Origin of the sequence: Arenicella xantha (assembly GCF_003315245.1) — a bacterium.
GTDB classification, from domain to species: domain Bacteria; phylum Pseudomonadota; class Gammaproteobacteria; order Arenicellales; family Arenicellaceae; genus Arenicella; species Arenicella xantha.
This window is the reverse complement of record NZ_QNRT01000005.1, coordinates 158,048-171,964: the sequence shown is the minus strand read 5'-3', so window position 1 is coordinate 171,964 and position 13,917 is coordinate 158,048. Positions and strand designations below refer to the sequence as shown.

Genomic DNA, 13,917 nt, shown 5'->3' with positions numbered 1-13,917 from the left:
CGTACACCGGAGTATGCCATTACTGAGAGACAAGCGGTAAATCACGCTAGCGACACGCCCTTTAAAAATTGGATCGCGGCATGCTTCAAAGCCAAATAATTATCGACCTAATCCCACCATAGACCAATACTTTTCTTCGTTTCTAACTGATGCAATACAGCTTTATTGTTGTCATCTATGTCTGGACAAAGATCAATGACCTCATCCCAAAACTCCTCTATGTTTTCTGGCAGCGCTTCAAACAAAATAGATAAACTGCATCCATCAGATTTCTTTACTTTAATACCAAATCGCTTATCCCATTGCTCTAGCTTATTAACAATATCGTCGGTCGATAAATCTTCTGCTGATGTTGCATTTTTATAAAGGTTGCGAAATTTTGGGTTACGAGATGCCACAACCTCTTTTTGTTTAGCAAAAAACTCCTTGCTCATCTGTGACTTTAGCCATTTAGCAACGTCCTTATGCTTAGCTTTGTTGGCCACAAAAGACGCTGTCCATTCGATATTATCAAATGCATAGCGATGGACATCCGCGCCAGCTTTAACCAGCATCTTTACTATATCCATATTGCCTAGGCTTGCGGCCAACATAAGCATGGTTTCGTCATCATCAGGGCGGTCTGGATCAATACCTTGAGCCAATAATAATTCAACTGCAGGTATATATTGTTGACGAACCGCACTCGATAGCTTGCTTACATCATAGGGCATGCCGTTTTCGAACAAATACGTGAGCATGCTCAACTGTTTATTCCGTATTTGGTGGCCAACCAGGTCCACCCGAAATGCTCCTTCATGTACAGAATGCGTTAAAAGTGTTAGGCCTTTTGTTACGGGCCCACGGGTCGTACTAGCATTCATGCAAACTAAGTTCGGGTTTGCACCTTCAGTACAATATTTTTTGATTTTCTGAATTGCTCCGGGAATCCAAGGTTCAATCGCGACATCAAATAGCTCGATATCAGATTTTGAATTCACATAATTCTCCTTTTTGTAAAACGCTTCATAAGTAATGGAGCAAGAGGTTAATGCCGCAATTACCGGCCGGTACGTAGTTGTTTGTTTTTTGTCAGCCCCCAAAACGAATCGTAGACCAAAACCTCAATTGGACGAAGCTGCTACATTTATTTTTGTATTAATATACTCATAGAATTGCCCGGAATCTTCAATTTGAGATAACGGAAATATATACGCAACTGCGTTATCTAAAAATAGATATATTGCATCGTTGGTTTTAGCGACACGTTTCACAACACTCCAATCATGTGTAGCGGTATATCCTAAACCTTCACTCTGGATCGAACTTTCGTTAAATCTAAAACGATGCTCCCCTATAAAGCTCCCTTTTTCAGAAGGGGCACACAACTTTTTGAACTTGATACCAGTGAGAACAAGCTGTGCATATATAGACACAAAGAAAAATGAAACAATCCCTGCAGTTGCCCAGCTAAATTCACTTTTGCTTTGAAAGAAAGTGAAAAAGACAATGGCGATCACGAACCAAGAAATTAAGTTAAACCAAACACTTTCATGCCACATTTTCTTCGATCTGCAGAGATCCGTTTCCAGATACGATTGAAACTTCTGCCAATCTTCTTTTTCGTATTTAAAAGTTTTCTCCATATTTCCTCTTAAATGTAACGCTTATTATCACTATATCTTTCATGCGAATGTTATAGCTCGGTTTAGTCCTTGCTGTTCTGCCGCATGTTCTCAGACAAAATATCGAAACTAAGAATAAAGCCAATACTGATTAAAATGTATGCAATAAAGTTGTACCAAGATGCACCAGCAATGGCAACAATGGAGCCAACGGTAACAAGCAAGGGACCAATCTTAGATTGCTTTATGTAACGCATACTAGCAAGTATAAACCCAGTCATCAGAACCTCTTCGTTGCCCCACAGCATAAACGGCTGCCAAATCATCGGTGTACTTGATAGCTCTCTAGCGACGGCTTTACGCATTCCGTCATCAGGAATTGCCCAAAAGATCAAATCGATTACACACATTCCAATCATGCAAATAATCCCAATCGTCATCAAAATGCTCGCGATTAAAGCGATTCCTTTTCTCGGAAGCCCCATCACGTAAGGAAGGTATAACACCACGCCCAACAACATAACCCAATGACTTACATCAATAGTTGAAAACTCTTTTGTGGTTGATCCGAAATAATATATCCAAAATTGACCAATTGAAAAAATACACAAACCGGCAATAAATATTAGTTGATCACTTCGACTATTCATAAATCACTCCAAGGGGAAACATATATGCGGCGGCTTCCCTGATTACCGGTGTTCCCGACAAAAACAGGTACGGATACCGTGTCCGAGCCGAAGGCATAAAGTTGTGTGCCGTGTTAGGCATCTGCGACTTTGACATTACAACTCGGGCACTTGTTGGAGAGCGCCTTCAAAACTCGGTCTTGGCTTGTTTAAAAAATAAGCCAAACTTAGCGAGCCGGCTAACACTGAGGAACTCAATAAAAATTCGTTAATGCTTGTTGCCAATTTCTCAAATATCGCTAGCGTCGAAAACAACGCAACGACTCCCGATACCATAACAATCATTCCAATAATATGCAGAAAAGTATTTGAAATACTACATATGCGAATAACGTCTTGCTCACCGGAAAACTGGGAGCGCAACGAGTGACTTTTTTCCGAGTGCAGTAACTTGTTATGCGTGCTGGCGATCGTTAACTGCACAAATCATTATATTAAGCTCGGCTATAATTGCGCGTGGCGTTCTAGTATTTGTATTCTTAAATAAGATTTCATCCAATTCTGCTAGCAACTGTCTGGCATCTGACATTAGGTATTCACCAGTCTCTGTAAAGTGAATCTCCTTCTGCTTCCCAACGCCATCTATTTGCTCAAGATATCCTAACTGGCAGAGCTGTTTCACTGTTTTCGAGACCATCTGTCTTGTCACGCCTAAATTTCTTGCTATTTCTGATCCATAGTTCACCCCACACTCGAGAATACTCAGAAAGGCAAGAAGGGATGGCGTTAACGACTCATAACCCTTTTCTACTAGGCGCTGAGAGAGATATTGTGTAATCAAATCGTTTAGCCTTTGAGCGCTTTGAATGAGCTGCAACGACTGAGATTCCAACATTGGAATCCCTTTCTTTGTAAACCTAGTTGACATTCAACCCTCAGCAATTATATTCTATGTCAACCAAGTATACATAGGAGGGTCGATTATGTTAAGTCTAAAAAATGTGATGCGTGCAAACGCTACTAGCTGTTTAGCTTTCGGGGCGTTATTTGCTCTACAACCGAGCCTGGTGGCAAATTTCTTAGGTGGCGCGTCACCAGCCCCAGAATCATACATTCTGATTCTTGGCATTCTATTGATACTGAATGGCCTTCATCTGCTTTGGGCGTCAAGGGTTCCTCTGGCACAAAAAGAACTGATATTGTATTTTTCAACAGGCGATTATATTTGGGTTATCGGATCAGTAGGGTTAATGATCTCAGGAGTATGGATTACGACCGCCGGTGGGATGTTGGTAGCGAGCGCTGTTGCACTCATGGTTGGTCTTTTCGGGATTCTTCAAATGACGACCAGAAAAGCGATGGGGCACTGCTAGTGCATAATTGAGCAAGATGGAACACATAACGCGTGTAGCACATTGCAATTTGTGTCAGATGGCTACCTTTGTTAGGCATTTTCGCTAGTCTTGATAACTGGCACCCACCAACGCAACCTCATTTCACTAAAATGTCTCCAAGGCATGGGAAAATAGGACACGATGTCAGGTTTACCTCCGTCTCGCTCATAACCAGTTGCAGAAAACCATTTCCCATAAATGTATCGGTTTGTTTTCATAGCACCACGATACGAACAGTCAAACTCGGCGTAAGTTGCTGCTGGAACATTATGAGCCTTAAATTCTTTTACCTTTTCACCAAATCCATATTCCACACCGAGTACGTCTAAAAATCTATCTTGCTCGTTTTTCTCGTCGGGGAAATATGCACTTAGCAATGGAGAGCCGGTTACCAACCCCGGCTTACCGTTAGTCAACTCGCAAAGAGATTTGTAGTCATCAGATCCGACATACTCCTTCCAAAATTTTTTGCCGTTTTTTGTGAAATCATCAAACTCAAATCGTTTACTTTTTCCGACTATATTGAATGACGGCTTCTCAACTATTTTATATTCCATTCTCTCTGCCTCTATAGGTTCTAACGGAAAAGAGGCCTTGCTGTATGTCGCAATCTTAGCATTAGCAGAGCGGACTTCACTTGGATTTACACCATGCATTTTGCGAAATGATCGCGTAAATGCATTTGGTGAGGTATACCCATACTTCATGGCGATATCCACTATGGTTGCTTGAGTGCTTATCACATCTGCCGCTGCCAAAGTAAACCTTCGCCTTCTTACATACTCAGAGAAAGTAATATCAAAATAAGAAAAAAATATTCGATGAAGGTGAAATTTCGAACAGCAAGCTATTATTGCTGCCTTATCAATAGAAATTTCACCATCAAGATTTTGTTCTACATACTCAATAACTAAGCTGATTCGCTCTACCCAATTCATGCTCTAGCCTCAAATTGAGCCTGCATGATAATTAGTCCCCAAGATTCCTGTCTCACCTTTTTTTGCCATATGTCTTGAAATTTAACTACGATATGGCTTGGCTGCCTAACGCCCGCTTCAGCTGCGCCCAAGCCGGAGTGCTTTTGTGTAAATGTTTGAGCGCAGCGAGTAACACAAAAACGCGGTGTTTTGGCGTCAGACTGGAAACGCTTGGTAGGCCATTTTGTGTCGTTTCTATCAACGCAAAAGATATTCCCCGTCTACCTTTAGAATAGCGCCTCCTCCAAACCATACCTGACAATTACCTATATCAACGCCTTTCGAGAAAAGCTGGACGTAATTAGGCAAGTCGCGGAAACTATTTTGCTCAACTTTCATCATCTCACCATCCCACTTACCGTGCTTTAAGAGATAATAGCCAAAAGCGGCATTTCCTGAACCTGTTGCCGGGTCTTCTAAATAACCAAAGGTTGGGGCGAAGACTCTAGTTCGATATTTGCTGTCTTGAGTAGCTGACTCTGGCGAATACAAGATAATAATATCAACCCCAATTTGAATACAAAATTCATTAAGAGTTCGAAGGTCCGGCGCCACGGAAAGTATAGACTCAAGCCCTGCCATAGGAACAACAAGAGTCTCAAGCCCTCCATTTACAATTTCGATTGGTTGCAATTGGTCAATATCATTAGCATGACAATTAAGGGCCGTGACAATATCAGTTACACCAATTTTTTTTGCGGAAAACCGGGCAGACGGTGCCGATATATAAACGCACTTCTCACTTTTGTAGCGATTCTCAACCACCAATCGATCAGAGTTTGTCGCAATAGACAATATTGCCTTGTCTTGCATTGCTGCACTATTGGCGACGATATCGTTTAGGATAGCTATTGTTGCATGACCACAGAAGGCTACTTCACGTTCGGAAGAGAAGAACCTAAGTGAGTAGTCGGTATCCGTCCCAGGACTGACATAACCAACCTCACTGACAAACCCTTTCAGTTCTTTTGCAACCTGAAGCATTTCTGCACTAGAAAGATCGTCTGCTGAGTTAAGGTATACAGCAGCGGCTGGATTCCCTGCTGAATATTGAGAGGCAAAAGCATCTATCTTTTTAAATCTTAACTTACGCATGATTTCCTTTTGGCCTAACGCCGTTAAAACGGGCGCGCGTTTTCTGCGCGCCCGAATGAACGTAGTGAATGTAAGTTTTTGAGCTTTTAATGTTTTTCATGTGCAAACTAATTCAGCAGTGTGGTGCGCAATTATATTACCTTTTTTATCTGGCCTAATTTGATACTGATGCCAAAACAACGGTGCGTAGCATCCGCCTGCCTTTTTGCTTGTTATATTTTTCACTATGCATAGATCACCGCAACTACCGAATTTGCAACCATCAGCGTGAAATCCGTAATGAAGATAAATCGCATTAGCCCTTTTATCTGCCACACTCCTTTGCCTTTTCTATTTTCTAATGCTATCGGAACGTTTGCCACAAATTGCGATCCATGCACTATAGCGATAACAGCAAAGAGCATAATTCTTTGTTCTTCTTCCGGAAACAAAGATAAATTGAACAATAAAATTAGGCTTAGAACGCAGAAAGCAAAATTAAATCCGCCTAAAAACGGTCCCGTCGCGGCCAAGGTTTCGAAAACTGGAGTTTCTCGATGCTCCTTTGGCACCATAATTTTCGCAAAGATTGTTCGGCGGAAGGCAAACAGGTGAAAGCCCAACCCAAACCATATTGCATTTGCTGCAAGAATTACTTCAATCATTCCAATTCACTTTTTGTTGCACGTTAGTCGGCCGAAATATAACGCCCTTAAAACGGGCGCGGGGCTTCCGCGCGTCCGAATGAACGCAGTGAGTGATAGTTTTTAAACTTGTATGATTGAATTTGATCGTTTTTCATCCTGTTAAACGTTTCTCCAAACGGGTAAATTGAGACCCACCTTCGGCAACAACCGAAGGCCAACTGTGGTCGCTCGTTTTTGATTCGGTTCCATTACTGATACCGGTAACACAAGTAAGAGCGCTGCAGTTCTCTTTCGCAAAACTTCGAATAGTCTTAAGGGATGTGACCCTGGTGGGTTGCGGTGCGCAGCACCCAAGCCCGTATAACTAGCATGAGGTAGCTTAAGCCATGAACCAACCTGAAATCAATATCGGTATCGATACTTCTCAATCCCAACTCGACATCGGGGTTCTTCCCAGCGGTAAATTTTTTAGCGTCGACAATAATGAGCGAAAGGGAGTAATGGTGCTGTACCGATTCTCCTAAGTCGCTCATCGTCTTTATTCGCATTTTTGTTAATAACATATACTTACAAAGAGATGGAATACGCCTAGAGCATGTCATTTCACTGAGCCGATGGGGTAGTCGAAAAAGTGGTGAGCCCAGCTTTTAATCATTGCCCAATCTCTATAATCTCCTTCACTCACGCCTTTACTTTTCGCAATCCACTTGAGGGGGAAGCGATAGTACCAAGGCATTACCTCTAGTTTTAATGTGCCAGGAAAACTTGCAACCATAATCGGTTTAACTTGGGTGTTCATGCTAAGAAGAGCGTCATCGTAGACTTGTTTATCATCTATTGGATTTGATGTTCCTTGCACAAGAGAAAGACAAGTATAGAAATAAGCGACAGGTATCTTTGATAGTATCTTTTGATGGCGAGTCACGTATTGTCTGGCGGTAGGTAACCATCTGTCATAACGGATGGGACTCCCCACAATCACCGCTTCGCCATCTAGCGGCGCGCGCGCACTTTCTGCACTCTGGAACTCTACCTCCACACCTAAGCGAGAGAGCTCTGTTGCCAGTACGCGTGTGATGTCTTCTGTTGAGCCAAATCCTGAGTCGTACACTATGAGTACTTTCTTAAATTTCATTACATTAGCCCTGTAGATGAGTAACTGACTATTTGATATTGGCTGATATCGAATTAGCTAAACACGTTATGTGAACGCTTTCGTCTTTCTAAAGGCCACGACGAGTAAAACCGCGATAGCAATTTCTATAGCTAGCGCTGCCAAGATAGCCCCAGATGGCACACCATCCACAAATATCCCTATCACTCTACCTGCAGGAAAGGCGAAAAAAACGATTTTTGCGACAATGATAGATGCCTTAGATAAGGGATTATAGAAGAGGCCTGCTAGCATTAATGCTCCTAATACAGCGAGGTTTGCCCCCGGTCCTCGTAGCTCACTGAGTAGGCTAGGGTCATCAGCGAGCAGAATGTCATAGCTTAAGTAAAAAGTATGTGGCTCTAGCGCAATAAACCCGCCGATAGTAAAGGCCGTAACCCCAGCCGCCCCTAAAATAATACGCTCAAACATAGATTCAATCATTGTGCTATTTCCTTCTAGATTTCATGACATAATTGGATTAACTGACATAGAGCCACAAACTGCGGCAGGCAGCGAACGTTGTTTATTAGACCTAATTAAACGATGATTTAATTGACAGAAAGTCGCTGAACGTTTGCAGGAAGTACATATTTATGGACGATAAAAGAACACAAGCAATGGCGAAGTTTGAACAAAACAGGCGTCAGCATGAGGAAGTCAGCTCTCCGCTCAGTCAGCTTAAAATGAGTAGCGTTTTTTATACTTACTCGACGATGAAGCAACCTTGGGGTGTGAAGATCCCTTCTATCCCATCTAGCACTATGTTTCACTTAGTTCTCGAAGGAGAAGCGTTCGTCTCAGTGTATGAGGCACGCGTAAAGCTGGGGCCAGGTGACTTTATTTTGCTACCACGAGGTACTGGTCATGACATCGTTGACGTGAATAACACACCAGCCAGTGACCTGTTTGACAATGAGATCGAAAAAATAACCGAACACTATGAGCGTTTAACTACGACTGGTGAAGGTGAGTTGACGACGACTTTGTGTGGCACGGTATTGTTTGATAACGAGGTCACGACGTCCATCATTCAATCAATGCCGGATTATATCTTTGTTCCGTCACAATCCCTTGCACACCAAACCATCGAAAGTGTGGTGCAATCTATACACAGAGAAACCGAAAATGAGGATTATGGCGCAGGACTTATCGTCTCGAAGTTAGCGGATGTATTAATCCTTCAGTGTATCCGTACTTGGATTAATGAGATATCTGATGAGCAGCAGAGTTGGCTATTGGCACATACAGATAAGCGCCTCTCTCGTGCGATGAAAAAAATACATGGAGACCCATCTGCGCATATAGATATTGAGTCTTTAGCTGAGTTATCTGGTATGTCTCGAACGAGCTTTATTGACTATTTTAAGAAAATAGTGGGCCAGACGCCTAAGAAGTACATTACACATTGGCGCTTATCGTTAGCGCGAGAGCGGTTGTTGCATGGCAATGAGCATGTCCTCAATATTGCACTCGATGTTGGATATCAGTCTGAAGCTGCGTTCAGTCGTGCATACAAGAGTAAGTACGGAGTATCGCCATCTTATACTAAGAAATCCGGGTAACATTGTTTTCTTGAGGGGATGAGTGGCAACCCGATGTAGTGTCGGGCTGCACAGTTTTGATGGTTGAATCAACCTGCATGAATGCCCTATCCCCAGTAACCACCTTTGATGGTTTTGGTGACATAGTCTGAGAATCTTGTGGGTTTGGCGCCAGTGGCCTCCTCGACACCATATGCAAGGCTTGAGTTACGTCCGTCAAAGACAACAGTGAAAAGTTCATTAAGGAGCCACTGGTAATCTTCTGGTACGTTTTGCTCTTTGAGGATGTTTAAGTAGTCATCAATACTGACCGACGTAAACTTAATCTCTTTGTTGAGCTGCTTGGAAATCTCATCAACACAATCTTGAAAGGTCAGCAACTCAGGGCCTGTCACTTCATACAAGCGGTTGCGCTTGCTTGGATCAACCAGAGTGGCCACGGCTACTTCTGCAATTTCATCAGTGTCGATGAAGGGCTCCGGTGTGTTTCCAGCAGGTAATATTAAGTGGCCGTTCAAAATACCTTCTGCCATGAAGCTTTCGCTAAAGTTTTGTGCAAACCAGGAGGCGCGAACCACATTCCATTCAAGGCCACTGTTGATAAGAACTTGCTCTGCTCTTTGTGCTCCGTCTTCACCACGCCCTGAAAGCAAGACAATATGCTCAACTCCTTCGGCTTTCGCCACTTCGACAAAAGCGCGGATATCACTCTCTGCATTGGGTACAGCAAGATCGGGTTGATAAGTCACGTATGCTGACTTTGCTCCTTGTAACGCAGCAGGCCAGGTTGTTCGATTTTCCCAATCAAAGCAGGTCGAGGTGCTGCGGGAGACTGGGCGAGTTTCGAAGCCAAGCTCTATTAGTCGTTTGTTGACACGAACACCAGTTTTTGCATTTTTACCGATGATGACAATGGGGCTTGATTGATTATTCATAATGGCTCTCCTAGTGGGATTTTAACGTATTGTTTACGTGGTGCTAATCATGTCCTCAGAGAGCCTTTAGCGGAATGACATCAAATTCGTATTTGTTTACATAAAGTTCAAAATTGGAGAAAGGCGACGAATTATGGGTTCAGTTTAGTTTCATGTCGCCATATGTTTTCCAATTATATGGATCAGGAAGAAAGCTTGATTTGTTCCCCGCCACATTGGCTATTTACCACCAGCTATATCAACAAATGTACCTGTAATAAATGAGGCTTCATTTGATAGAAGAAATGCAATAGAAGAAGCAACTTCATCAGGTGTACCACCTCGCTGTAAAGGGATCAACGGTTTAACCCGCTCAACTCTATCGGGTTCTCCTCCATCGCCATGCATTTCAGTATAAATAAAGCCTGGGCGTACACAGTTTACACGTATATTTTGACTAGCAACCTCAAGTGACAACCCGATTGTTAATGTATCGATAGCACCTTTTGATGAGGCATAATCAACATATTCGCCTGCAGAGCCCAACCTTGATGCAGCCGAAGATACATTAACAATTGAACCACCACTTTTCATTCTATTTATTGCTTCGCGAGAACACAAAAAATAACTTGTGACATTGGTCGTTAGCACTTTATTAATTCTTTCTGCTGTCATTTCTGACACTCGTATTTGCGGCAACAATATGCCTGCGTTATTGACTAAGTGGGTAATCTGACCTAAAGAATTATCAATAGTATTAAATAAACGAATTACATCGTCTTCTTTTGAAACATCCGCTTGTACAGCGATTGCTCTGCCACCATTTTTTTCAATGTCCGAAACAACCTTAGTGGCCTCAATTTTATTAGAAATATAATTAACGCAAACAGCATAATTTTGCTTCGCTAAATATTTAGAGGTTGCAGCACCTATCCCTCGACTGCCACCTGTCACTAATACTATCGGATTCATCGAGACTCCATTTGCCGTATAACGCCCCATTAAGAGGCTTCTAATTGTTGGTTAAAATGTGAAGCGCAGCGGAACCTAACCAACTGTTAAAAGTCCTACTTGAATGGCTTGTTACATTCAATTATCAATCAAAACTTCCAAAGCCTTCAACAACGTTATATCACCACCTTTTTCGTCAGTATCGGCACTTTTGATAAAAATAGTTGGCTCAAAGTCTTCTCTAAAGCGACCATCTATATGATACAAACGCTCAAAGCCTAGCGATAAAGTAGCGTTACTTTCTATAAGTTGAATTTGTTTTATACCACCTAATAAATCAGCCATAGGCGCACCTAAAATAGCTTTAGCCCCAAGAGCATCAAGTCCAATTGTCATGCCTTCGCCCATACTGCCTGTCCAGCGACCTGCTAATACAACAAAAGGTTTATCTATAAATGGCGCCTGAGGAAATGCTATCGCTTTTTGAAATGAAGCATCAGAATAATGCTGACCTGACTGTTGAGTTTTATAAAGTTGGTATGGCCTTTCTGTTTTAGTAAAGTGGCCAAGGATCGGTTCTGCTACGCCCGTATTCCCTCCACTAGGCGTATTTCGCAAATCAATAATTAGTCCTTTGGTTTGTTCCAGTGTTTTGATAGCACTTCTAAATTCCGTTACACTATCATCGTCACCAAGTGCGTTATTAAAACGAATATAACCAATGCCGTTGATCTCCCTATGCGTAACTTTTGGCCCATTCTTAAATTTATTAATCCTATCGTAACTTGGATCTAAATTATAAGTTTTCACCCCATTATCCGTTGAAACAGTCAAAGTACGACTTTGGTATCGTTTACCGCCAAGAGCAATGTTAATAGCATAAGCTTGTTGCTCTTTTGACAAATTATCTGCTGACAATCCTGTTACTGCTTCAATAGTCGTTTGAAATGCTAAACCATCGATGCTTTTAACAATCATCCCTGAACGAATACCTTGTTCATATGCTGAAGAGTTAGCTTTAACATCAATAATGTATATTTCTTCGCCTTTAATCTCAGCATAGATATCTGAGCCTGTTGGATAAACAATATAATCGTCAGGATCTAGCGGACTAATATTCAAGTGAGGATCTTGAAAGTTTCGTAAAAACGACTGGCTTACATCGACAAACTCTTTTGGTGACTTTGTGGCTAACGCTTTAACATAAAAAAGATCAGTCAAATTTTTAAAATCATGCTCAACTTTATCTAAGTAGGCATAATCAGATTGAAGAGTTGATACCATCTCATTCCAGGCCAGCTTAGAATCAAAAGCATCATCATTTGAATAACTGGATAAAACAACCAGCAATAATAAAGCAGGTATTAAAGAAATCTTCATAGTTTCCCTTTCATGGTTTGGAATGTTACGCCCTTAAAACGAGCGCGCGTTTTTTGCGCGTCCGAATGAACGAAGTGAATGTAAGTCTTTAAGCTTGTTAAGCACACGTGACTCTGACTTTACAGCTAGGACACTCTTTGATGCCAAAGCCAACTTTTGAAGTTTTGCCATCTGTTAAAAAAGGCAGTTTCTTACCGCATTTAGGGCACCGCCATAACGTTCTGCCAACAAACCCCAAGCTGATGAGTAACAGGACAATGACAATAAGCTCGCCAAGAGTAATATGACCACTACCTTTCGAGGGAAGAACGGGCAAGCTTAAAATTTCCTGATTTGATACATACATCAAAGATGCAAGCCCCACCAAAACTACAAGAAAGCAAGATAGGCCTACCCACCATTTAGTGTTGTAAAACGCTTTTAGGACTTGGCCTTGCTTTGGCTTGTTTAAACAATAAGCCAAACTTAGTGAGACGGCTAACACTGCGGAACTCACTAAAGATTCTCTAATGCTTGTTGTCACGTTCTCAAATATCGCTAGCGTCGAAAACAACGCAACGATACCAGATGCCATAACAATCATTCCGATAATGATATTCAGAAAAATTTTGAAATACTTCATATGTGCCTAACGCCTCTCAATAATTTTCCGCCTGAAGCGTAGCGTAGGTGGTCAAATTGATGGTTTTGTTATGCATTAACGGCCGTCGAGTGGGGCTTTCTAAACTGTAGATATGCCTTCGCAATATTTACTCGCAAAATTGCTCGAATATCTGAACGGCTTCTTGCTTGAGCTGCTTGAATTTACTTGTTTCTATTCGAATAGTCGGGCGGTAAACAATCAGCTGATTGTCGCAACCTTCAATATTAATACCATTCAGCTTCTCCAAGAAACTGACTAATTCATCACTAAATAGTCTTCTTACGGCTGTTTCATTGTCACTGGTCAGTAAATATTTTTTTGAGAAAACAGGATGGTTTTCAAAATTTATATCCTTGACCCCAAAAGCACCCAAAAATACTTGTTGCAATTCTTCCGCCTCATGAAGGGTGAAGCTAGGTATCTTTAGAGAAGAGGAGCTAAAATAAAAAATACCCTCCATTACGTTTCGACCTGAAACATGAGAACCTCCTGTTCTATTTTGGTTGTAGCATTCGAAAAATACCATTTGCACATCATTTGTGTTTTCATGCAATATGTTTTTATATCCTCGATGCTGACTTATTCTAAATCGCTTAAAGGGCTTAAGTCGATTTCGAAATGACCTGTCAACTTTGTTGGAGAACGACATCTGTAAGTCACTGGCTATTTGAACAAATTCCTCCGTGCGCTTTTTTTCCTTTTTCCCAAATGGAGCCCTTATAAATATCGCAAATAGAATTAAAGCGATAATAAAAACAATAGTAAAAATTTGCGTAATATCCATTTTTTCCTACCTCTAAAATATAAACGACCCGCTATACCAAATCGCAACATAACGCCTTGCCAAGGGGCACCGCGTCGTATGCGGTGTCCCGCGGAGCCAGCTTGCTGGCGGAGTGAACTTTGGAAACTTGTTATACATTTTTTTTGAGCCTACGAAATTCGTAGATGATGATCACTAATGAAATCGATAAACCTATTAAAACGCTCGGCCAGTTAGTGGCAAA

17 protein-coding genes are annotated in these 13,917 nt (G+C 41.7%); 3 read left to right on the top strand and 14 right to left on the bottom strand.

Annotation, left to right across the window (positions count from 1 at the left end):
* Window positions 1-107: 107 nt before the first annotated feature.
* The 4 genes from DFR28_RS16095 to DFR28_RS16075 all read right to left on the bottom strand — a co-directional run bounded on the left by DFR28_RS16095 (window position 108) and on the right by DFR28_RS16075 (window position 3,128).
* Window positions 108-980, bottom strand: coding sequence for an ankyrin repeat domain-containing protein (locus tag DFR28_RS16095; RefSeq protein ID WP_147251036.1), 873 nt, complete (start codon window positions 978-980; stop codon window positions 108-110).
* Between the two features lie 123 nt (window positions 981-1,103).
* Complete coding sequence (locus DFR28_RS16090) at window positions 1,104-1,625, bottom strand: YcxB family protein (protein ID WP_113955409.1); 522 nt, start codon at window positions 1,623-1,625, stop codon at window positions 1,104-1,106.
* A gap of 62 nt (window positions 1,626-1,687) precedes the next feature.
* Window positions 1,688-2,254: a hypothetical protein gene (locus DFR28_RS16085; RefSeq protein WP_113955408.1), complete on the bottom strand. Its 567-nt coding sequence runs from the start codon at window positions 2,252-2,254 to the stop codon at window positions 1,688-1,690.
* Window positions 2,255-2,687: 433 nt separating this feature from the next.
* Complete coding sequence (locus DFR28_RS16075) at window positions 2,688-3,128, bottom strand: MarR family winged helix-turn-helix transcriptional regulator (protein ID WP_211317027.1); 441 nt, start codon at window positions 3,126-3,128, stop codon at window positions 2,688-2,690.
* Window positions 3,129-3,216: 88 nt separating this feature from the next.
* Between DFR28_RS16075 and DFR28_RS16070 the strand changes: the two genes are divergently transcribed.
* Window positions 3,217-3,606 (top strand): hypothetical protein, encoded by a 390-nt coding sequence (locus DFR28_RS16070; protein WP_113955405.1) that lies wholly within the window; start codon window positions 3,217-3,219, stop codon window positions 3,604-3,606.
* A 71-nt stretch (window positions 3,607-3,677) separates the two neighbouring features.
* Here DFR28_RS16070 and DFR28_RS16065 read toward each other — a convergent pair whose 3' ends face one another.
* From DFR28_RS16065 to DFR28_RS16055, 3 genes are all read right to left on the bottom strand, one after another.
* Entirely contained in the window at window positions 3,678-4,565 is an 888-nt protein-coding gene (locus DFR28_RS16065; RefSeq protein WP_113955404.1) for an AraC family transcriptional regulator, read from the bottom strand.
* Window positions 4,566-4,802: 237 nt separating this feature from the next.
* On the bottom strand, window positions 4,803-5,699 hold the full coding sequence (locus tag DFR28_RS16060) for a PhzF family phenazine biosynthesis protein (RefSeq protein WP_113955403.1): 897 nt from the start codon (window positions 5,697-5,699) through the stop codon (window positions 4,803-4,805).
* 224 nt (window positions 5,700-5,923) lie between these two features.
* A complete protein-coding gene (locus DFR28_RS16055; protein ID WP_113955402.1) occupies window positions 5,924-6,343 on the bottom strand; it encodes a hypothetical protein in 420 nt (139 codons plus the stop codon).
* Between the two features lie 368 nt (window positions 6,344-6,711).
* Here DFR28_RS16055 and DFR28_RS19740 point away from each other — a divergent pair, with 368 nt between their 5' ends.
* On the top strand, window positions 6,712-6,849 hold the full coding sequence (locus tag DFR28_RS19740; RefSeq protein WP_170132138.1) for a hypothetical protein: 138 nt from the start codon (window positions 6,712-6,714) through the stop codon (window positions 6,847-6,849).
* 74 nt (window positions 6,850-6,923) lie between these two features.
* Here the strand turns inward: DFR28_RS19740 and DFR28_RS16045 are convergent, their stop codons facing one another.
* Window positions 6,924-7,460, bottom strand: coding sequence for a flavodoxin domain-containing protein (locus DFR28_RS16045; RefSeq protein WP_113955400.1), 537 nt, complete (start codon window positions 7,458-7,460; stop codon window positions 6,924-6,926).
* A gap of 66 nt (window positions 7,461-7,526) precedes the next feature.
* Complete coding sequence (locus DFR28_RS16040; RefSeq protein WP_113955399.1) at window positions 7,527-7,922, bottom strand: DUF4345 domain-containing protein; 396 nt, start codon at window positions 7,920-7,922, stop codon at window positions 7,527-7,529.
* A gap of 152 nt (window positions 7,923-8,074) precedes the next feature.
* Here DFR28_RS16040 and DFR28_RS16035 point away from each other — a divergent pair, with 152 nt between their 5' ends.
* A complete protein-coding gene (locus DFR28_RS16035) occupies window positions 8,075-9,043 on the top strand; it encodes an AraC family transcriptional regulator (RefSeq protein WP_113955398.1) in 969 nt (322 codons plus the stop codon).
* Window positions 9,044-9,129: 86 nt separating this feature from the next.
* On the opposite strand, the gene DFR28_RS16030 is transcribed toward DFR28_RS16035, so the two are convergent.
* The 5 genes from DFR28_RS16030 to DFR28_RS16010 all read right to left on the bottom strand — a co-directional run bounded on the left by DFR28_RS16030 (window position 9,130) and on the right by DFR28_RS16010 (window position 13,694).
* Complete coding sequence (locus DFR28_RS16030) at window positions 9,130-9,957, bottom strand: NmrA family NAD(P)-binding protein (protein WP_113955397.1); 828 nt, start codon at window positions 9,955-9,957, stop codon at window positions 9,130-9,132.
* A 219-nt stretch (window positions 9,958-10,176) separates the two neighbouring features.
* The gene (locus tag DFR28_RS16025) at window positions 10,177-10,908 is read right to left on the bottom strand and encodes an SDR family oxidoreductase (RefSeq protein ID WP_113955544.1); all 732 of its coding nucleotides are present in this window, start codon (window positions 10,906-10,908) and stop codon (window positions 10,177-10,179) included.
* A 117-nt stretch (window positions 10,909-11,025) separates the two neighbouring features.
* Window positions 11,026-12,267 (bottom strand): S41 family peptidase, encoded by a 1,242-nt coding sequence (locus DFR28_RS16020; protein ID WP_113955396.1) that lies wholly within the window; start codon window positions 12,265-12,267, stop codon window positions 11,026-11,028.
* A 97-nt stretch (window positions 12,268-12,364) separates the two neighbouring features.
* The gene (locus tag DFR28_RS16015) at window positions 12,365-12,889 is read right to left on the bottom strand and encodes a hypothetical protein (RefSeq protein WP_113955395.1); all 525 of its coding nucleotides are present in this window, start codon (window positions 12,887-12,889) and stop codon (window positions 12,365-12,367) included.
* Between the two features lie 127 nt (window positions 12,890-13,016).
* A complete protein-coding gene (locus DFR28_RS16010) occupies window positions 13,017-13,694 on the bottom strand; it encodes a hypothetical protein (RefSeq protein ID WP_113955394.1) in 678 nt (225 codons plus the stop codon).
* Window positions 13,695-13,917: the final 223 nt, after the last annotated feature.